This window comes from Pseudophaeobacter sp. EL27 (assembly GCF_900313025.1).
Taxonomy (GTDB): domain Bacteria; phylum Pseudomonadota; class Alphaproteobacteria; order Rhodobacterales; family Rhodobacteraceae; genus Pseudophaeobacter.
In genome coordinates, this window is the sequence record NZ_OMPQ01000009.1 from 776,871 (window position 1) to 794,088 (window position 17,218).

A 17,218-nucleotide genomic window follows, 5' to 3' on the forward strand; every position below is an offset into this window, starting at 1 on the left:
CAGGTCTCAAATTCATTTGGCCATAAATATCCCGGGGGAGTGGCCTTGAGCGACGGGGGCAGAGCCCCAATCTTTGTTTGGCGTTACTTCAGGATTGGAGGCGCATCCGGATCGCCGCCAGGTATCTTTGGCTGATATAGTTTTGGCGCCTCCATTACAGGCAGATCAAAGCGCAACCCAACCCGTTCCAACCCAGCTGCCATCTGATCCGAGGTGGCAAAGAAACCAACATCCAGGGCCCCGGCCTCGATCCCCGAAAAGGTCAGAGCCTCGCTCACCGCCTGTGCCAATGCCGCCTCTGCCTCTGGCTTCGCCGCGACGAAGCCCAACAAATGCCCCTGACCGCCCCCTGCGTAACGCAGTGAAACCAGATAAGCGGCAGCCGCCAGCCCTGCAGCCGTTGCAAGCTTGGCATCCAATGCGGTCAGCAAAACCTCCGGCAATCCACTGGGAGGGAGCAGCTCTTCGATCTCGGCTTCCACCCGGTCTGGTGCATTCTGCAGAGTTTCATGCAGCCAGTTGATGGCCTCAGCCCCCAAGAGCGTTGACGACGGTGCCACCTCCAGGTTCACCCCCAGGCCAATGCCCTGCCCTGCCAGCATCTCTACAACCCCACGCCCGGCAAGCCCGGCATAGGGCACCGCGTCACTGGCAAACTGCGCCAGCCGTTCTTCGCGGTCAAAGACCAGTACAAACCGCCCATCCGGCGTTTCAAACAGCTCCGGCGAGATCCGATCTCCGTCGGCCTCCTTGCTCAGCATAACAAACAACTCGCTATCCGCCAGACGCTCATAAAACCGCAACCGTGCCGCGCCATCTTCAGGGGCCGCCTGCATCTCCGCATGGGCCCGGTCCAGCGCGGTTACCTCTTCTGGGGGTGTCTCACTCATGTCATCAGCTCCTTTACCCGCCCGCGCAGCACTGGCAGAAGCTCAGTCTGGAACCAGGGATTTCGTTTCAACCACCCGGTATTGCGCCAAGACGGATGAGGCAAGGGAAAGAGGCGCGGCGCATAGTCCCGCCAGGCGGCCACCCGTTGGCCCACCGGCATCTTACCCCCCAGATGGAAGGCCTGGGCAGGACCGCCAATGGCCAATGTCAGCGCAACATTTGGCAGACTCTGCATCACCCGGTCATGCCAGGTCTTGGCACAGACGGGTGGTGGCGGCAGATCAGATTTCTGGGCGTTATAGCCCGGAAAGCAAAACCCCATCGGCACAATCGCCACCCTGCTCTGATCATAAAACGCGGCCTCATCCAACCCCAGCCAATCGCGCAACCGGTCGCCGGAAGGGTCAGTGAAAGGCTTGCCGCTCTCGTGTACCCGCAACCCGGGCGCTTGCCCGGCAATCAGGATTCGCGCCGGCGTAGAAAACCAGGCAACCGGACGCGGCTGATGCCCAGTATGTGTTGCCGCAAACCGATCTGAACAGATCCTGCAGGCTCTGATTTCGTCACAAAGCTTTTCTGCCCGCATCGCTTCCCCCTATTTTCTGCCTCTCCCTGCCAGGCAGCAAAGCCCCCGGACAAACCGTCACAGCCATTGTTTCCAATACAAAAACAGTTAGAAAGCAGGCAGCTATACCGTTTCCGCCTTTGCAGGCGGCGGATCTCGCCACAATGGTTAATCAATCCTTGAAGATTTATGCCATAATTCGACATAATAAAGCCCAAATGAGAGCCCATACCCTTAACAATCTTAGGATATTCCTGAAACGCAGAGGATCAGACAGTCTTCCAGACCACCAGGTCCCCCGCCAAACCCCGACCCGCAGGGCCGTCAACAGAAACACCGGAACAAGCGATGCTTGAGTTTGAAAATGTCAGCAAGTCCTTCTGGACTGGAACCCAGCGCAAGGTCATTCTTGACCAAGTGTCCTTTCGGGTTGAGCTGGGCAAATCACTTGGCATTCTGGCACCAAACGGCACTGGCAAAACAACGCTGATCAATATGATGGCGGGCCTGGAAAAACCCGACGAGGGTGAAATCCGCCGCGGCTGCAAGATCTCCTTTCCGTTAGGGTTCATGGGCGGCGTGGTCAGCCGGCTTTCGGCACTGGCCAATGCCCGCTACATCGCCAATCTCTATGGGCTAGACCCCGATTACGTTGAGGCCTACTGCCGTTGGCTCTGTGGCCTGGGCGAGTATTTCGACCAGCCCATCGGCACCTACTCCTCGGGTATGCGAGCCCGGTTCAGTTTCTCGCTGATGCTGGCTTTGGATTTCGACGTCTACCTGATTGATGAGGGTATGCCGAGCACCACAGATGTGGAGTTCAACAAAAAGGCCGGGGCGATCCTGCAGGAACGCTTGCAGACGACCACCATCATCATTGTCTCACACCAGGCCAAGACCCTGGAAAAATTTGCCCGCTCCGCAGCCGTCTTGCTGGATGGGCAGCTCAACATGTTTGAAACCTTGGAAGAAGCGAAACAGCTCTATGACTATCAAACCCAAGGCTAAAAAGTTCAGAATTCGTCGCAACCCTGCCTCTCCAGATGCCGGGTCCGGAGGCGAGGCCGCAGCAGCGCGCCCGGTGCCTGCCCCCGATGCCCACAGCAGCGCAGGCGCGGCCAGTGCCTCGGCGCAGCAACAGCCCCCCGCCGCGGCACCAGCCGAGGAGGCCGGCACCAAGCCTGAACAGCCCCGGTCCGGACAGGTGAGCTCGGCGCGTGAAACCCGCCTTGAAACAGATATCGACGCCATCCGCCAAGAGGGGCTCACCGGGCGCCAGCTGCGCATGGCGCGGCGCGTGGCACAAAAACACGACCTACCCGCCACTTCAGATTTTGACGCGGTGCGTCTGCTGCGGGAAAAGGGTATCGACCCGTTCAAACGCGCCAACATGCTGGAACTGGTGGTGCCGCAAAACAAGGCACAGCCCGACAACACGCCAGCTGTCGGCAACAATGTGCAATTGCCTCAGACAGTGCCGGCCGCAAAGACCAATCTGCCCTCAACCGAGCTCAGCCCTGCCGAGCGGCGCCAGCGCGAAATTTCCGAAATTCAGCGCGACATCGCCGGACGCCGCCGCCGCAAGCTCGTTCTGCTGATGGCCCGTCTGGGCTTCTTTGTCATGTTGCCCACCCTTATCACCGGCTATTTCTTTTATGCCGTGGCAACCCCGATGTATGCGACCAAATCCGAATTCCTGGTGCTCAAGGCCGATGGCGCGGGCGCGGTCAGCGGCTTGTTGAGCGGTACCCAGTTTGCCACCAGCCAGGATTCCATCGCGGTACAGGGCTATCTGCAGTCAAAAGTCGCCATGTTGCGGCTGGACGAAGAGATGGGATTCAAGTCCCATTTCACCCAAGACTGGATCGATCCCATTCAGCGGCTTGATCCCAATCCTACCAATGAAGAGGCCTACAAGACCTACAAGCGAAACGTCAAAATCGGCTACGACCCAACCGAAGGCGTGGTGCGCATGGAAGTTTCCGCCGCCGATCCCGAAGTCTCTGCCGAGTTTTCCCGTCGTCTGATCAGCTATGCTCAGGATGAGGTAAACCACCTCTCCGAGCAAAAGCGCTCTGATCAGGTCAGCGAATCCGAGGCCGCCTTGGAACTGGCCGAAGGCAAACGCCGTGAAGCACAGCGGCATCTGGTGGAGTTGCAACAGGACGGCATGGTGCTGGACCCGGAAGGGGTAATTGTCTCCCTGCGTTCGCAGATCAATACCTTTGAGGTACAGCTGCAGCAAAAAGAGCTGGAACTGGCAGCCTTGCTGGACAACACCCGCCCCAACCGTGCCAAGGTCGCCGGGGTCGAGGCCGACGTCAGCCGCCTGAAAGCAGTTATCGAACGGCTGAATGACCGGATGACCGATGCCTCCGAAGGCGAAAATTCGCTTGCCAATCATCGGGTGCAAATTCAGATGGCTCAGGCTGATCTCGCCACCCGCGATTTGATGCTGCAATCGGCTTTGCAGCAAGTGGAATCCACCCGCATGGAGGCCAACCGTCAGGTCCGCTACCTAACCACCGCCGTGGCCCCCGTTGCCAGCGAAGAACCCACCTATCCGCGCAAGTTCGAAAATACGATTTTGGCATTCCTGATCTTTTCCGGTATCTACCTGTTGTGTTCACTCACAGCATCCATTCTCCGGGAACAGGTTTCGTCGTAAGTCATGAAAAACATCCAAGTCGCCAACCTCACCATTGGCAATGATCGCCCCCTGACCATTCTGGCTGGCCCCTGCCAGCTGGAGAGCGCCGATCACGCGCAGATGATTGCAGGCACCCTGAAAGAAGCCTGCGACAAGGCCGGGGCGCAATATGTCTTCAAAGGTTCTTACGACAAGGCCAACCGTACCTCGATCAATGCCAAACCGGCGCTGGGACTGGAAAAGGGCCTGGAGGTTCTGCAATCTGTCAAAGACAGCATCGGCGTGCCGGTGCTGACGGATATCCACGAGCCCGATCACTGCGCGCCTGTGGCCGACGTTGTCGACATCATGCAGATCCCGGCTTTCCTGTGCCGTCAGACGTCGCTCTTGCTGGCGGCAGGGCGCACAGGCGCGGTGATCAACGTCAAAAAGGGTCAGTTCCTGGCCCCTTGGGACATGCCCAATGTGGTGGCCAAGATCGCCAGCACCGGCAATGACCGCATCATGCTGACCGAGCGCGGCGTCTCCTTTGGTTACAACCGTCTGGTGGTTGATATGCAAAGCCTGCCGGAGATGGCCCGCACTGGGTATCCGGTGGTGATGGATGCCACCCATGCGGTAGCGCAGCCCGGCGGGTTGGGCGGTGCCTCGGGCGGCCAGCGCGAATTTGCCCCGGTTCTGGCCCGCGCCGCTGTCGCCACCGGGATTGCGTCGGTGTTTATGGAGACCCATGAAGACCCGGACAATGCGCCCTGTGATGGCCCCAATATGATTTACCTGGATCAGATGCCCCAGCTCATTGAAACATTGATGGCCTTTGACGCCCTCGCCAAAGCCAACCCCATTTCCATTTGACCCTCAAAGGGACTTTTTAAAGATGAAAAAGACAAGCTCCCCGGTGCAGCCAAACACCTGGAAATTTTTGCGTGACCCGATGATCACTCCCACCGGCTTTCGTGAGTATGACGCCCGCTGGAAATATCCCGAAGAGATCAACCTGCCCGGCATGACCGCTCTGGGCCTTGGGCTGGGTACCCAGATGCACCGCCGTGGCATTGATCCCGTCATTGCTGTGGCCAATGACTACCGTGATTATTCTCTGGCGATCAAACAGGCGGTGATCCTTGGCTTGATGCAGGCCGGGATCCAGGTCAAGGATATCGGCCCGGCCGTGTCGCCCATGGCCTATTTTGCCCAGTTCCACCTGGATGTGCCTGCGGTGGCGATGATCACAGCCAGCCACAACCCCAACGGCTGGACCGGTGTCAAAATGGGTTTTGAACGCCCGCTGACCCACGGCCCCGACGAGATGTCCGAGCTGCGCGACATCGTGCTCAATGGCGAAGGCGAGCCTCGTTCCGGCGGCTCTTACGAGTTTGTTGATGGTGTCAAAGAAGCCTATCTCGACGATCTGGTCGGCGATTTCAAAATGACCCGCAAGCTCAAGGTAGTCTGCGCCACCGGCAATGGCACCGCCTCGGCCTTTGGCCCCGAGCTGTTTGAGCGCATCGGCGTCGAGGTCGTCCCCAGCCACAACGAGCTCGACTACACTTTCCCGCACTACAACCCCAACCCCGAAGCCATGGAAATGCTGCACGACATGTCGGCCAGCGTCAAAGCCTCGGGCGCCGATATGGCGCTGGGATTTGACGGTGACGGTGATCGCTGCGGCGTGGTGGATGACGAAGGCGAAGAGATCTTTGCCGATAAGGTGGGCGTCATAATGGCCCGCGATCTCAGCAAGCTCTACCCCAATGCCACCTTTGTGGCGGATGTGAAATCCACCGGGCTCTTTGCCTCCGACCCCGAGCTGCAGAAAAACGGTGTCACCGCTGACTATTGGAAGACCGGCCACAGCCATATGAAACGCCGGGTGAAAGAAATCGGCGCTCTGGCGGGCTTTGAAAAATCCGGCCATTACTTCTTGGCCGAACCCGTAGGGCGCGGCTACGACTGTGGCATGCGCGTTGCCGTCGAGATCTGCAAGCTGATGGAGCGCAACCCAGACATGTCGATGTCCGACCTGCGCAAGGCCCTGCCAAAAACCTGGTCGACCCCCACCATGTCGCCCTATTGCGCTGACACCGAAAAATACACTGTGCTAGAGCGCCTGGTCGAAAAACTGGTCGCCAAACATCAGGCCGGTGAGACACTGGCAGGTCGTGCCATCAAGGAAGTTGTGACGGTGAACGGCGCGCGCGTCATCCTCGACAATGGCTCCTGGGGCCTGGTGCGCGCCTCTTCCAATACGCCAAATCTGGTGGTTGTCTGCGAAAGCTCGGAAAGTGAAGCAGAGATGCGCGCCATCTTTGCCGATATCGACGCCGTGATCCGCACCGAGCCGCTTGTTGGCGACTACGATCAGACCATCTGATCTGGCTGATCCTGTTAAAATGGTTTCCCCTGCCTTGCGGCAGGCGACCCGGGCCCGCCTATCGGCGGGCCCTTTTCTACACAGACCTGTCTCGCCGAGAGGCGAGCCAATTGGGTTGCGCACACAGTTACTTTTCGAGCACGAGGCACTCGTGTGGCAGAGCTCTCTTTCGTTCAAACCAGTCTCGCCCTCCGGGCGAGCCAATTTGACAAGAGAGCCCTACCAGGACCGGGTCAATCCGATCTCAGTTGCCCTGCAACAATCGCAAAAGCTGATCTTTGGCCTCTTGCTCGATGCGGTCCCTGATCACCTCATTCAGATCCTGTTCCGGTGCAATCTCCACCTCCAGCTCCTCGCTGAGTTTTTCAATCACCCGGTCCTTGGCCTCTTGCTCGACAGCGTCAATTTCCGGCTGCAGGGCATTTTTGAGATCAGGGCGGATCTTGGGGTCTGCCCAGGGGCCGGTGATCAGCACGGGAATGGTCAACCCTGCCACCCCATTGAGACCGGAAATCGTCGGTGCAAACCGGTAGTCCAGATCCTGCGCGCCAAGCCCGATCCGCCCGGCGCCATCCGCCCGAATGCCTTTCAACGTCACCAGCAGATCATCGTTCAGCAGATTGCCCTTTTCCAACACATAGCTCGCCGACAGTGTCTCAAACACCGTACTGCCGCCATTGCCCTGCCCCGAACGCATCAGTTTCTCCAGATCAAAGCCGGTAAAGAAGCCCTTGTTGATCTCCAACCAGCCCTTTCCCGACAGCGAGCGCATCAGCGCATCCAGATTACCGCCCGAGGCCAAGAATTCCAGCTCCCCCAATGTCTCCCCATTCAGCCGATCATATCCGGCCACCTGCCCCATGGCCTTCTCCAGGCGGATGCCATTGAAACTCAGCTTGCCCCCGGCGGAAAACCCGTTGCGGTTATTGGCAACCACCTGTCCCTGCACCTGGCCGCCAAATAACGCTGCGGGCTGAAACTTCAGCACTGCCCGTGAACGGTCTAGGCTCAAGGAGAGTTTGCTGGCACCAAACTCGTAACCCGCCGCCGAGAGGCTGTCGAAACTCAGCACTGCGGTGCCATTGGCCAGTGCCAATGCGGACGCATCAATCGGCGCCTTTGACCAGCCAGCATCCGCCTGTCCTGTGGCTTCGCCCCCCCCGGAAGGCGCAGCAGAGCTCAACCCGGGCACCTTCAAATGCCCGCCATTCAGCTGGGCCGTGAATTGTGGCACCTCCGAGAGGGCAATATCCACCCCACCCTCCAGTTTGTTGCCATCCAGATCCAGTGCCATATCCCGCAGCGCCAGACGCCCATCCGTGGTATAGGTGGCATCAGCACCAATCACCAAGGCCTGCCCCAGCCCCTGTGGCAGGGCAATCCCGCTCTGACCAAAACCCGTCAAAAAGGTTTCCGTATCGGTGGTCTTAGCCGTGACCCGCCCGGTCGCCGCCCCAGTAAGATCAGCGCGCCCGTCAAAGCGCAGGAAACCACCCTCAGCCGTAACCGAGGCCCCGACCGAGGCAACCTCCCCGTTCAGGAAGGCCGCAAAACTGCCCACCTCGGCCTGCACCTGCAAGGGCGCCCCGGCAGGTCTGACGGTCAGATCCACGTTCACCGTGCCACTGGGATCCGGCCAGCGCAGAACCATATCAACCTGAGACATTTCCACCGGCGTGCCCTGATGCGGCTGATAGCGCAGGGAGGCCCCGGTCAGGGTCAGCTTTTCAATACTGATCGGCAGCACCGCCGCCTGGTTTTCCGGCGCAACAGCTGTCGGGTTGCTCTCAGCCTCTGTCCCTCCGAGCACCCAATTGCCCTGACCCTGGGCATTTTCCGACAGGTTCAGATGCGGCAGCAGGGCCGAGACCTCGGTCACCCGCACCTTGCCCCGCAGCAGATCCGCCGCAGAGATGCCAATCGACAGGCGCTCCGCCGTTAACATCGGCTCAGGGCCGGCCCAATCGGCATTGGACAGCGCCACCCCATCGGATTTCACCCCCAGCACCGGCCAAAGGGTAAAGCGTACCTTGCCGTGAAACGTTAGCTTGCGCCCGGTCTGGGCCTCGATCTGATCGGCTGCCAGCCCCGCCACCTTCTCACCCGGCAGCATGAACAACACCATAAGCAAAACCGCCAGCGTCGCGACCACTGCCCCCAAGATCCGCAAAATCAGCTTCATCTGCCCAATCCTCCTGTCTTTCCCCATGGCTTTAGGGGCTTAACACCAGCTTAGCCAGTCCGTGACTGGGTGCAATGCTTGACTGAGCCAAGCCATCCCCAAGCCCCCTAACGCAGCCGGAACCGCTGCCGCAGCCCAAGGCCGAGAAAGAACAACAGCGGCAGGCTGGCGACGGTCTGGAAACCTGCTACGAACTTCAGGAATGGAGGCAGCTCATTGAGCTGACCACCAAAATACACTCGACCAAATCCAAACACAGGAAACAGATTGGAAAAACTCAATCCAAGCGCAGTCCAGTCATTTGCACTCTCAAACAATCCTGAATGGTCTACCACGAAATGTGCGGAAAAAAATGCGACACCAACAAACCAAACCCCAAAGAGAAACCAGAAGGGGCGTGCAATGGAATGGCCATAATCGGAGAACAGCCCAAAGAGCAAGTAAGGCAACCGCTGCCAGATCGAGCCGATCTGCCCCGCAAAGTGCATTTCCTTGCGGAAGAAGAAGTGTTCGTCTTCGGAAAGACTTTGTTTTGCCAGGATGTGGCGGATGGTTGAGCAGGTCTCCTTTGCGATGTTCAAAGGCTGCTCGGTCCTAGCAGGCCAGTAAGTTTCGCCTTTCTCATCAACAGTGAACTTTGTTCGCTCATGCAATATGGCATCTTCAAAGACTGGATAGAGGGTCTCAAATTTTGCTCCTCGGAAATTTGCAGGCTTGTCGAACACGGCTTCGGAAAAATTCGGCGCAAATCTGGGCTCCTTGGAAAGAAACTCGGCTCTATTGAAAGCAACGACTCCATGAAAGAGTGCTGCCCGAAACGATACAGCAGATTCAAAGATCGCTGACGATAGGGTCAAGCTTTTGTCAAAAACTGCCGCATCGAAATAGATGTCTTTTTTGAACTCAGTAGCTCCAAAATTTGCCTTCTCTGCAAAGGCTACGTTTTGAAAGATAACCGGATGAAAGAAGCAAGATGACGAAAACTCTGCTCTCCCTGAGAACTTTGCATTTTGGAAATCTGTCCGACCTGATCGTTTGTCCTGCGACCCAAAATGAACACAGCTAAACTCAGCCAGTTTTTCGAACTCGCTTGAACGGAAGTTGATTAAGCCATTGAAGTGCACGTACTTGAAATTTACTATACCCTTGAAAACCACCTCTTGAGAAGACAGCCCACATTTCACCTGGGCGCCAGATACATATAGGTCACCCTCAAACACCGCTCCAGATAGATCCAAGTGCTCTTCAAAGACAGAAGCATGAAGGTTGAGACCGCCTCGAAAGCAGAACTCAGCTAACTTTACAGAACGTCGAAATTCGCATTCACGCAAGCTTGGTTGTCTTTTGAGGTCAGGAAATCCTGGGTACATGAAATTTCCACTGTTTCGGAATTTCATTTCCTGTTCATGTTTCTCTTTAATATCTCGGAATGATAGGATCCCTTGCTGTGGTGAACTCTCATTGTAGACAAGCCTTTCATGATCCCGATCACTGTTTACTTCAGCACGATCGAGAAAGTTCCAAAGATCGCGGTTCTTCTTCCAGACTTCCAAATCCTGGAGGTTATCTTTGTCCTCCTGCTCTCCAAACAGTGTCATCAGCACATACCAGGGGTTCTCATTGGCAAGCTTCAGTTTGGACCTTGGCACGTTCTGCGCCTCACTCTCGTCTCGCATCTGTGGGTCTCGTCCTCAAAATCACTTTGGTTCAGCCTATGAGGTTCCACTGCTACCGTGCAACTTGCAACTTAGGGCAGCGCTTGACCTTGGGGAGGCGAGTAGCGCCTTCCAGGGGGAAGGTCAGGCGCTGCCCGGCCTGTTGGCCGGGCGGGAAGCTTGCAGCAGCCACCAAATCACAGGAGGGTCTACAGGTGCCGCACAAGCGGGAAAGGCCAGGAACTGCCGTTTTTCTTGCCTCCTCGCGCATTCCTGCTATATGCGCGATCATGACCAGCAATCCGCCAGAACTCCGCCCCGACCTCGCCCCCAAAGCCCTGATGGGGGATACCCCGCGCGCAGGCCAGCCAACCCTTGGCATGGTCTCGCTTGGTTGCCCCAAGGCCTTGGTGGATTCTGAGCGCATCCTCACCCGGCTGAGGGCCGAGGGCTATGGCATCTCGCCCGATTACGCCGGGGCTGATGCGGTGATCGTCAACACCTGTGGGTTCCTCGACAGTGCCAAGGCCGAAAGCCTGGAGGCCATTGGTGAGGCGCTGAAGGAAAACGGCAAGGTCATCGTCACCGGCTGCCTCGGCGCCGAGCCGGATTACATCCGCGAGCATCACCCGCGTATCCTCGCCGTTACCGGCCCGCACCAATATGAGCAGGTGCTGGATGCGGTCCATGCTGCTGTGCCCGCCGACCCGAACCCGTTTATTGATCTGCTGCCAGCCACCGGCGTGCAACTGACCCCGCGCCATTTCAGCTATCTGAAGATCTCAGAAGGCTGCAATCACAAGTGCAAGTTCTGCATCATCCCCGATATGCGCGGCAAGCTGGCCTCGCGGCCCGCCCATGCGGTGCTGCGCGAGGCGGACAAGCTGGTCAAGGCCGGGGTCAAGGAACTCCTGGTGATCAGCCAGGATACCTCGGCCTATGGGCTGGACCGCAAATATGACGTGAACCCCTGGAACGCAGGCGAGGTACGCAGCCATATTCTGGATCTCAGCCGCGAGCTGGGCAGGCTGGCCCCGGCGGATGAGCTGTGGATCCGGCTGCACTATGTCTACCCCTACCCGCATGTGCGCGAGCTGATCCCGCTGATGGCCGATCCCGACAATGCGCTGCTGCCCTATATGGACATCCCCTTCCAGCATTCGCACCCCGATGTGCTGAAACGCATGGCGCGCCCCGCCCATACCGCCAAGACCCTGACCGAGATCGCCGCCTGGCGCGAGATCTGCCCCGATATCACCCTGCGCTCGACATTCATCGTCGGCTACCCCGGCGAGACAGAGGCCGAGTTCCAGCACCTGCTGGACTGGATGGATGAGGCCCAGCTGGATCGGGTGGGCTGTTTCAAGTACGAAAACGTCGATGGTGCGCGCTCCAATGCCCTGCCCGATCATGTGGCGGAAGAGGTCAAGCAAGAGCGCTGGGAACGGTTTATGGAGAAGGCCCAGGCCATTTCCGAGGCCAAGCTGCAGGCCAAGGTTGGCCAAGTGATGCAGGTCATTGTTGATGACATCGACGAGGACGGCATCGCCACCTGCCGCACCAAGGCCGACGCGCCCGAGATCGACGGCAACCTGTTCATTGATGAGGGCACTGACGCATTGCAGGTCGGCGATCTGGTCACCGTAGAAGTGGACGAGGCCGGCGATTATGATCTGTGGGGGCGTGTGGCGTCCTAGAAATGATCCGGGGGATCATTTCAGCCACACGCGGGCGGAGCCCCGGCCACAAACGATCCGGGGGATCGTTTCCCGAGTTTACGGACGGAGCCCTAACCTACCAGCTCAGATCCCCCCTTCCCCGTATCTCGCCCCCTCCGCCCGGACCGAGGGGAGGAAGCAAAGCACCCGCCCCGTGGGGGCGGTCCGGGCGCTCCACAGTCAAAGACTGTGGATGATTGGCTCTCCCGCCAATGGCCTGCAAGCAATCAAAGTCCTGTGCAGGGCAATCAACTAACTCTTCCACCTACAGGAGAATTGCGTATCCTCGCCTCATTCGGTTTCAGTGCCGAAACAGGATTGAAGTCAAAGACTTTTCAGGAGGCGATATTGTTTAGGTTCGTTCGCATTTTCACCAAGGGAACAGCTTTTCACGCGTCGATAGGGTTCTACTTTGGTCTTTTCTATATCTGGTTCTTAACCGGATGGGAGATCCAAGAAACAAGCACAAGTGTCATCAACACTTTGATTACAGTAACTGCCAGTCTATTGGCCGCAGGCGCTGCCATTGCAGCCGCTGTCTACGACTCCGAAAACAAACGCATAGCTTCACTAAAAGCGGCTAGAGCAACTCTTCCTTTGGCACTCTCGAACTTATCACAAGCCTGTACGAACGGCGCAATCTACTCGTACTGCCGCCACCCCAAAAAGCCTGAAACTGTGAGCTTTGAAGTTCCCTCAGACACAATCGAAATTTTCAAGGCATGTATCGAGTACTCTGACCCAATTTCGGCACGATGGTTGTCTGCTATACTGGCTAGGTTTCAGGTTTTGACTTCACGCACCTCCAATCCCACCTTTGAAGGTTCAGATCGTAAGATGGCTGCGGATTGGCTCTTACTAGAAAGGGTCATCGGTCATTGCTTTTCTTTTGCACGATCACCAGACAGTTCGGTGAGCATTCCTGAAATCATCAACTTGGAAAAGGGATTCGACTATTTCAACGTTGAGGACGCCTGCGGTACGGACATCGCAGACGTTGCCGAGTTAATAAGAGACAAAATTTCAAGACTGCAAGGAGTGTTGGAAGAATTTGAAGGCGGCAGCATTCAGAGCAAAGAAGATCGCTCCAAAGCTGGAAGGTAACAAAATCGCTCTCCCCTTTGCCAGAGGCAAACCCCTCCCGTGGGGAGGGTCGGGCGCTAACCTGCTCTTCCATCAGGTTTTGGTGCAGTCTACACCCCATAGGCTTTCCGACCAAAATCCTGCTACTCTTCCCACATCGCAACCAGCCAGGGAGAGCCCCAAGCCATGTCCGATGAGATCCCAGTGATCGCCCAGAAAAGCCCCTATGCCTTGGAGGTCACCGAAGGCAAAAGCTATTTCTGGTGCTCCTGCGGCAAGTCGCAGAAACAGCCCTTTTGTGATGGCAGCCACAAGGGCAGCAGCTTTACTCCGGTGAAATACACCGCTGAAAAAACCGGCGAGGTCTTCTTTTGCGGCTGTAAACACACAGGCAAGCAGCCGCTGTGTGATGGCAGCCACTCGGGGCTCTAGCGCCCCTACCCTTCCGGCCTCTCCCCAGGGACTGGCCTCAGCGTGATTTACGAAGGTGTTCGAAGATCGCGCGGTTGGCGCAGAAGGCAGGGATCTCCCGGTGATCTACAGTGGTCTCACCCAGCCAATCAGCGCAGGCCTGCAGGCAATTGGCGGCGCGGCAGCGGGTGATCATCTCTGAATACTCAGCCGCAGTGATCTGCCGCTCATGCAGGGCCTCGCCAAGGTCGGCGCCTGCACGCTGTGCCACTGCACGCAGCTGTTTGAAATGGGGATTAAACTCCCCCAGAGCCCGGCCTTGTACCGGGCTGTGCTCAACAGGGCTGTGCTCACTGCGCCAATCTTTCATGATCCCTCTTTCTTACTCAGCCGTTTATGCCCCTAACGGGCCTATGATGTGTCCCCGTCACGCAGCTTCAGCAGGCGAGCGGCGTTGCAGCAATAGCTCGGGGGCAGATCCGTTTGAACCTCTCCTTCTGCGCGCTCCTGACTGTCGAGCCAGGCCCTGCAGTGCTCTGGGGCGTCGCAGCCACGACAGGAGGTGATCATCTCTGCCCAGTCCTCAGGACTGATTTTGCCCGCTTCAAATGCCTCTACCAGATCCGCGCCAAGATGTTTGCCCATGCGGGCCAAAAGCTGCAGATGCTGCATCGCGTCGCCAAGAGGGTGCATAGGGTCGCTCCTTTTCGTGTGACGGCTCACGCCTGGGTGATTGCGAGGGCCCATCCCTAGGGGCCAAGCTAGGCGGCGTTTTCTTTCAGATAGGCCAGCAGATCCCGGTTGCGACAATAATCCGGAGCCTCAGCCAGCCCCGCTGCGACCTGACCCAGCCGCGCTGAACACTGTGTGGGATGGGCGCATTTGCTACAGCGCAGCACCGCTTCGGAAATTTCGTCAAATTGCAAACGGCCAGCAATGGCCTCTTCCTGCAGGTCCAGCCCTAGGGACTGGCTCATGCTGTCAAACAGGGCTGCGTGGGTTTTTAGGGTTGATTGCGCGCGCACCGATGATCTCCTGTCAATCGTGATGCGCAAAAGCTATGAGAGCGGGATCTGCTTTGCTTTGATGCAAATCAACGCTGGCTCAGCCGGGGTATTGATCCAGATAGGCCCGCACCGCATCCTGGACCCGGCGAAAGCGATCACCGCCCAGTTTCTTGCCGCCGTACCAGCGGGTTACGATGATGACATGATCCCGCAGTTCCGCACGCTCCAGCATCCGCAGGATCACCATACCAGCTCCGCTTTCGCCATCATCCGCTTTGAGCCCACCCGTCGGCAAAAGCGCCGCCCAGGTGTTATGGGTGGCCTTGGCATAGCTGCGGTCTTTTTTGAGCTCCGCCAGAACCCGGTCCACCTCTGCCCGCGAAGTCACCTGGGCGCCGGTCACCGCATAGCGCGATCCACGGTCCGTCAGAACGACCCCTAGCTGGGTCATGGCGATGTCGGAAGAGGTCATTTCGGGCGCGATCCGTTCAGTCAAAGGGCTAGGCTGAAGCCCATTCATATCGATCAAAGCCAAGCAGTACCAGCCACCGCCAGACAGGCCATCTCTGCGTCGAGAGCGCTTGCAAACCACCACGGATGCGGGCAGTCTGGATCTTATGTTTAGTATCGAACATGAATTTGACTGCACCACCGTCACGCTTGTCGACGAAGGAGAGCAGCCGCTGTTAGAAGACCTCACCCTGCATGCCTTTGCTGAATGTGTGACCATCGAACAGCTGGATAGCCGCACCGATCAGGTGCAGAAAATCACCCTCTCCTATACCCAGGTCCGCGATCTGGCGGCCGCCTTGGATCTGCCCGAAGGCGTCTACCGGCTGGTCGCGGAGGAAGCAAAACCCCAAGGCTGACCGAACTGCCGCACGCCAGGGCTTAGCCGCCAGCTGTATAGACAAAGATCTTGTTGCGCGAACTGGCCCCCTGGTGCAGCTCCAACCTTGAAGCCGCCACCCCCATGGCCTTGGCCAACAGGCGGCGCACGGCTTCGGTTGCCTTGCCGTTTTCAGGAACCGCGGTGACCGCGACCTTGAGCCCCGCCTCACTGCGCAAAATACTATTAGAGGAAGCTCCGGGCGTGACTTTCACCGCGATCCTGGCGCCTGTTATGGCGAGATCAGAAAGATCTGGCAGGTTTTTTCTCTTTGGTTTGCCCATGCCCTGTTGATGCCAGTTCACTACGGAATTGAACAGAGGAACTCCCCATACCGTAATTAGCCACCTCCGATGAAGTCGCCCCGATCACAAAAACGAGCTCCAGAGCAGCAGAGTTGACAAAAATGTAGCTGTGCAGCCTCTCTGCCTCTTGAATTCCTGCTGCCACATGATGAGATTGACCCCATTGATGTAAAAGGGCTTTACATATGACCAACGACAGCCAAACTCTGGCAAATGATGCCGCGCTGGACTTTCTCTTGTCGCGCCGCTCCCGTCCCTTCAAGACACTGATCGCCCCCGCCCCGACCCGTGACGAGCTCATGTCGCTTTTGACGGCAGCGGCGCGGACGCCGGATCATGGTAAGCTGGAGCCCTGGAGATTTGTAGTCATCGAGAAGGCGGCAATGCCCCGACTGGCTGAGCTAACGGCTCAGGCCGGTGTTCGCCTGGGCAAGTCAGACGAAGACATCACCAAGGGGCGCGCCCAGTTCGATCTGGGTCAATTGGCTGTGGTGGTTGTGGAAGTGCACAAAGAAAGCGAAAAAGTTCCCGCCATTGAGCAGAGCTATAGCGCTGGCGCTGCCTGTCTGGCGCTGCTCAATGCCGCCCTGGCTGCCGGTTGGGGGGCCAATTGGTTGTCCGGCTGGGCCAGCCACGACCGCATATTCTGCCAACAGGCCTTTGCCCTGCAAGACAACGAGCGTGTGGCCGGCATCGTCCATATCGCAACCCAGCGCGCCACACCGCCAGAACGGCCGCGCCCAGAGCTTTCTGATCTGACAACCTGGATGCAAGAATGATCTTTGACGCCTTTTTTAAAACCCTGAGCCAGATCACCGACCCGCGTTTTATGCGGGTGCTCTTTATTGGCATCGGCCTGACGCTGGCCCTGTTGATCGGGGCCACTGTTGGCTTTCTGGTGCTGGTGCAATGGCTGACAGCGGCCTCAGTTAACCTGCCCTTGATCGGGGAAGTCACCTGGCTCGACAGCCTGTTTTCCGCCGGCTCTGTCCTGTTGATGATGATCCTGTCGATTTTCCTGATGGTGCCCGTGGCCTCGGCGATCACCTCGATGTTTCTGGATGATGTGGCTCAGGCGGTTGAAGACAGGCATTTCCCCCATCTGCCAAAGGTCGACCCTGTGCCGCTCTGGGCGGCGCTGAAAGACACCGTGAATTTTCTGGGCGTCTTGATCGGTGCCAATATTCTGGCGCTGATCCTGTATGCGATATTCCCGCCTGCAGCGCCCTTTATCTTTTGGGCCTTGAACGGCTACCTCTTGGGCCGCGAGTATTTCACCCTGGCGGCCAGCCGTCGCGTTGGCCCGGTAGAGGCACGAAAACTCTGTCGTAAACACAGCGGAACCATCTGGATGGCGGGTGTCTTGATGGCAATGCCACTTTCAATTCCGTTGGTAAACCTGGTGATCCCAATTCTGGGCGCGGCCACCTATACGCATCTGTTTCACGCGCTGTGGCGGCACCACTGATATAGGCCCGGCCCCTTTTG

At 57.8% G+C, this 17,218-nt stretch carries 19 protein-coding genes; 10 read left to right on the forward strand and 9 right to left on the reverse strand.

Annotated elements, in window-relative coordinates; genetic code table 11:
* Positions 1–83: 83 nt before the first annotated feature.
* Complete coding sequence (locus ED661_RS11405) at positions 84–890, reverse strand: SseB family protein (protein WP_122073991.1); 807 nt, start codon at positions 888–890, stop codon at positions 84–86.
* Positions 887–1,477 carry a uracil-DNA glycosylase family protein gene (locus ED661_RS11410; RefSeq protein ID WP_122073992.1) on the reverse strand — a complete coding sequence of 197 codons (591 nt, stop codon included), beginning with the start codon at positions 1,475–1,477 and terminating at the stop codon, positions 887–889. The genes ED661_RS11405 and ED661_RS11410 overlap by 4 nt, the downstream gene beginning before the upstream one ends.
* Before the next feature lie 327 nt (positions 1,478–1,804).
* Between ED661_RS11410 and ED661_RS11415 the strand changes: the two genes are divergently transcribed.
* From ED661_RS11415 to ED661_RS11430, 4 genes are read left to right on the forward strand one after another with little or no spacing between them, the layout of a single operon-like run.
* Positions 1,805–2,464, forward strand: a complete 660-nt coding sequence (locus tag ED661_RS11415) for an ABC transporter ATP-binding protein (protein ID WP_122073993.1) — start codon at positions 1,805–1,807, stop codon at positions 2,462–2,464.
* Entirely contained in the window at positions 2,442–4,124 is a 1,683-nt protein-coding gene (locus ED661_RS11420) for a capsule biosynthesis protein (protein WP_122073994.1), read from the forward strand. Before ED661_RS11415 ends, ED661_RS11420 begins: the two co-directional genes overlap by 23 nt.
* Positions 4,125–4,127: 3 nt before the next feature.
* Positions 4,128–4,961: a 3-deoxy-8-phosphooctulonate synthase gene (kdsA, locus tag ED661_RS11425; protein ID WP_122073995.1), complete on the forward strand. Its 834-nt coding sequence runs from the start codon at positions 4,128–4,130 to the stop codon at positions 4,959–4,961.
* Between the two features lie 22 nt (positions 4,962–4,983).
* The gene (locus tag ED661_RS11430; protein WP_122073996.1) at positions 4,984–6,480 is read left to right on the forward strand and encodes a phosphomannomutase/phosphoglucomutase; all 1,497 of its coding nucleotides are present in this window, start codon (positions 4,984–4,986) and stop codon (positions 6,478–6,480) included.
* A 244-nt stretch (positions 6,481–6,724) separates the two neighbouring features.
* On the opposite strand, the gene ED661_RS11435 is transcribed toward ED661_RS11430, so the two are convergent.
* Together ED661_RS11435 and ED661_RS22240 are read right to left on the reverse strand one after the other, a co-directional pair.
* A complete protein-coding gene (locus ED661_RS11435; protein WP_122073997.1) occupies positions 6,725–8,662 on the reverse strand; it encodes an AsmA family protein in 1,938 nt (645 codons plus the stop codon).
* A 107-nt stretch (positions 8,663–8,769) separates the two neighbouring features.
* Positions 8,770–10,338, reverse strand: a complete 1,569-nt coding sequence (locus ED661_RS22240) for a hypothetical protein (RefSeq protein WP_254054819.1) — start codon at positions 10,336–10,338, stop codon at positions 8,770–8,772.
* 269 nt (positions 10,339–10,607) lie between these two features.
* Between ED661_RS22240 and rimO the strand changes: the two genes are divergently transcribed.
* From rimO to ED661_RS11455, 3 genes are all read left to right on the forward strand, one after another.
* A complete protein-coding gene (gene rimO, locus ED661_RS11445) occupies positions 10,608–12,014 on the forward strand; it encodes a 30S ribosomal protein S12 methylthiotransferase RimO (RefSeq protein ID WP_122073998.1) in 1,407 nt (468 codons plus the stop codon).
* A 210-nt stretch (positions 12,015–12,224) separates the two neighbouring features.
* Positions 12,225–13,139, forward strand: coding sequence for a hypothetical protein (locus ED661_RS11450; protein WP_162930115.1), 915 nt, complete (start codon positions 12,225–12,227; stop codon positions 13,137–13,139).
* A 165-nt stretch (positions 13,140–13,304) separates the two neighbouring features.
* Positions 13,305–13,550, forward strand: coding sequence for a CDGSH iron-sulfur domain-containing protein (locus tag ED661_RS11455; RefSeq protein ID WP_122074000.1), 246 nt, complete (start codon positions 13,305–13,307; stop codon positions 13,548–13,550).
* A gap of 37 nt (positions 13,551–13,587) precedes the next feature.
* Here the strand turns inward: ED661_RS11455 and ED661_RS11460 are convergent, their stop codons facing one another.
* The 4 genes from ED661_RS11460 to ED661_RS11475 form a co-directional block, all read right to left on the reverse strand.
* A complete protein-coding gene (locus ED661_RS11460; protein ID WP_122074001.1) occupies positions 13,588–13,899 on the reverse strand; it encodes a DUF6455 family protein in 312 nt (103 codons plus the stop codon).
* Positions 13,900–13,940: 41 nt separating this feature from the next.
* Positions 13,941–14,222, reverse strand: coding sequence for a DUF6455 family protein (locus ED661_RS11465; protein ID WP_122074002.1), 282 nt, complete (start codon positions 14,220–14,222; stop codon positions 13,941–13,943).
* Positions 14,223–14,290: 68 nt separating this feature from the next.
* Entirely contained in the window at positions 14,291–14,554 is a 264-nt protein-coding gene (locus ED661_RS11470) for a DUF6455 family protein (protein ID WP_174214174.1), read from the reverse strand.
* Between the two features lie 79 nt (positions 14,555–14,633).
* On the reverse strand, positions 14,634–15,008 hold the full coding sequence (locus tag ED661_RS11475; protein WP_254054820.1) for a YigZ family protein: 375 nt from the start codon (positions 15,006–15,008) through the stop codon (positions 14,634–14,636).
* Between the two features lie 145 nt (positions 15,009–15,153).
* Here ED661_RS11475 and ED661_RS11480 point away from each other — a divergent pair, with 145 nt between their 5' ends.
* Complete coding sequence (locus tag ED661_RS11480; protein ID WP_122074003.1) at positions 15,154–15,405, forward strand: hypothetical protein; 252 nt, start codon at positions 15,154–15,156, stop codon at positions 15,403–15,405.
* Positions 15,406–15,427: 22 nt separating this feature from the next.
* Here ED661_RS11480 and ED661_RS11485 read toward each other — a convergent pair whose 3' ends face one another.
* Positions 15,428–15,709: a DUF167 domain-containing protein gene (locus tag ED661_RS11485; RefSeq protein ID WP_122074004.1), complete on the reverse strand. Its 282-nt coding sequence runs from the start codon at positions 15,707–15,709 to the stop codon at positions 15,428–15,430.
* Between the two features lie 206 nt (positions 15,710–15,915).
* Between ED661_RS11485 and ED661_RS11490 the strand changes: the two genes are divergently transcribed.
* Together ED661_RS11490 and ED661_RS11495 are read left to right on the forward strand one after the other, a co-directional pair.
* Entirely contained in the window at positions 15,916–16,509 is a 594-nt protein-coding gene (locus ED661_RS11490; RefSeq protein WP_122074005.1) for a nitroreductase family protein, read from the forward strand.
* Positions 16,506–17,198 carry an EI24 domain-containing protein gene (locus ED661_RS11495; RefSeq protein ID WP_122074006.1) on the forward strand — a complete coding sequence of 231 codons (693 nt, stop codon included), beginning with the start codon at positions 16,506–16,508 and terminating at the stop codon, positions 17,196–17,198. The genes ED661_RS11490 and ED661_RS11495 overlap by 4 nt, the downstream gene beginning before the upstream one ends.
* Positions 17,199–17,218 lie beyond the last annotated feature (20 nt).

What these genes read in the sequence shown, in the direction of transcription:
- ED661_RS11405 (WP_122073991.1), bottom strand. Translation starts at nt 890, where the DNA reads ATGAGTGAGACACCCCCAGAAGAGGTAACCGCGCTGGACCGGGCCCAT.
- ED661_RS11410 (WP_122073992.1), bottom strand. Translation starts at nt 1,477, where the DNA reads ATGCGGGCAGAAAAGCTTTGTGACGAAATCAGAGCCTGCAGGATCTGT.
- ED661_RS11415 (WP_122073993.1), top strand. Translation starts at nt 1,805, where the DNA reads ATGCTTGAGTTTGAAAATGTCAGCAAGTCCTTCTGGACTGGAACCCAG.
- ED661_RS11420 (WP_122073994.1), top strand. Translation starts at nt 2,442, where the DNA reads ATGACTATCAAACCCAAGGCTAAAAAGTTCAGAATTCGTCGCAACCCT.
- kdsA (WP_122073995.1), top strand. Translation starts at nt 4,128, where the DNA reads ATGAAAAACATCCAAGTCGCCAACCTCACCATTGGCAATGATCGCCCC.
- ED661_RS11430 (WP_122073996.1), top strand. Translation starts at nt 4,984, where the DNA reads ATGAAAAAGACAAGCTCCCCGGTGCAGCCAAACACCTGGAAATTTTTG.
- ED661_RS11435 (WP_122073997.1), bottom strand. Translation starts at nt 8,662, where the DNA reads ATGAAGCTGATTTTGCGGATCTTGGGGGCAGTGGTCGCGACGCTGGCG.
- ED661_RS22240 (WP_254054819.1), bottom strand. Translation starts at nt 10,338, where the DNA reads ATGCGAGACGAGAGTGAGGCGCAGAACGTGCCAAGGTCCAAACTGAAG.
- rimO (WP_122073998.1), top strand. Translation starts at nt 10,608, where the DNA reads ATGACCAGCAATCCGCCAGAACTCCGCCCCGACCTCGCCCCCAAAGCC.
- ED661_RS11455 (WP_122074000.1), top strand. Translation starts at nt 13,305, where the DNA reads ATGTCCGATGAGATCCCAGTGATCGCCCAGAAAAGCCCCTATGCCTTG.
- ED661_RS11460 (WP_122074001.1), bottom strand. Translation starts at nt 13,899, where the DNA reads ATGAAAGATTGGCGCAGTGAGCACAGCCCTGTTGAGCACAGCCCGGTA.
- ED661_RS11465 (WP_122074002.1), bottom strand. Translation starts at nt 14,222, where the DNA reads ATGCACCCTCTTGGCGACGCGATGCAGCATCTGCAGCTTTTGGCCCGC.
- ED661_RS11475 (WP_254054820.1), bottom strand. Translation starts at nt 15,008, where the DNA reads ATGACCTCTTCCGACATCGCCATGACCCAGCTAGGGGTCGTTCTGACG.
- ED661_RS11480 (WP_122074003.1), top strand. Translation starts at nt 15,154, where the DNA reads ATGTTTAGTATCGAACATGAATTTGACTGCACCACCGTCACGCTTGTC.
- ED661_RS11485 (WP_122074004.1), bottom strand. Translation starts at nt 15,709, where the DNA reads ATGGGCAAACCAAAGAGAAAAAACCTGCCAGATCTTTCTGATCTCGCC.
- ED661_RS11490 (WP_122074005.1), top strand. Translation starts at nt 15,916, where the DNA reads ATGACCAACGACAGCCAAACTCTGGCAAATGATGCCGCGCTGGACTTT.
- ED661_RS11495 (WP_122074006.1), top strand. Translation starts at nt 16,506, where the DNA reads ATGATCTTTGACGCCTTTTTTAAAACCCTGAGCCAGATCACCGACCCG.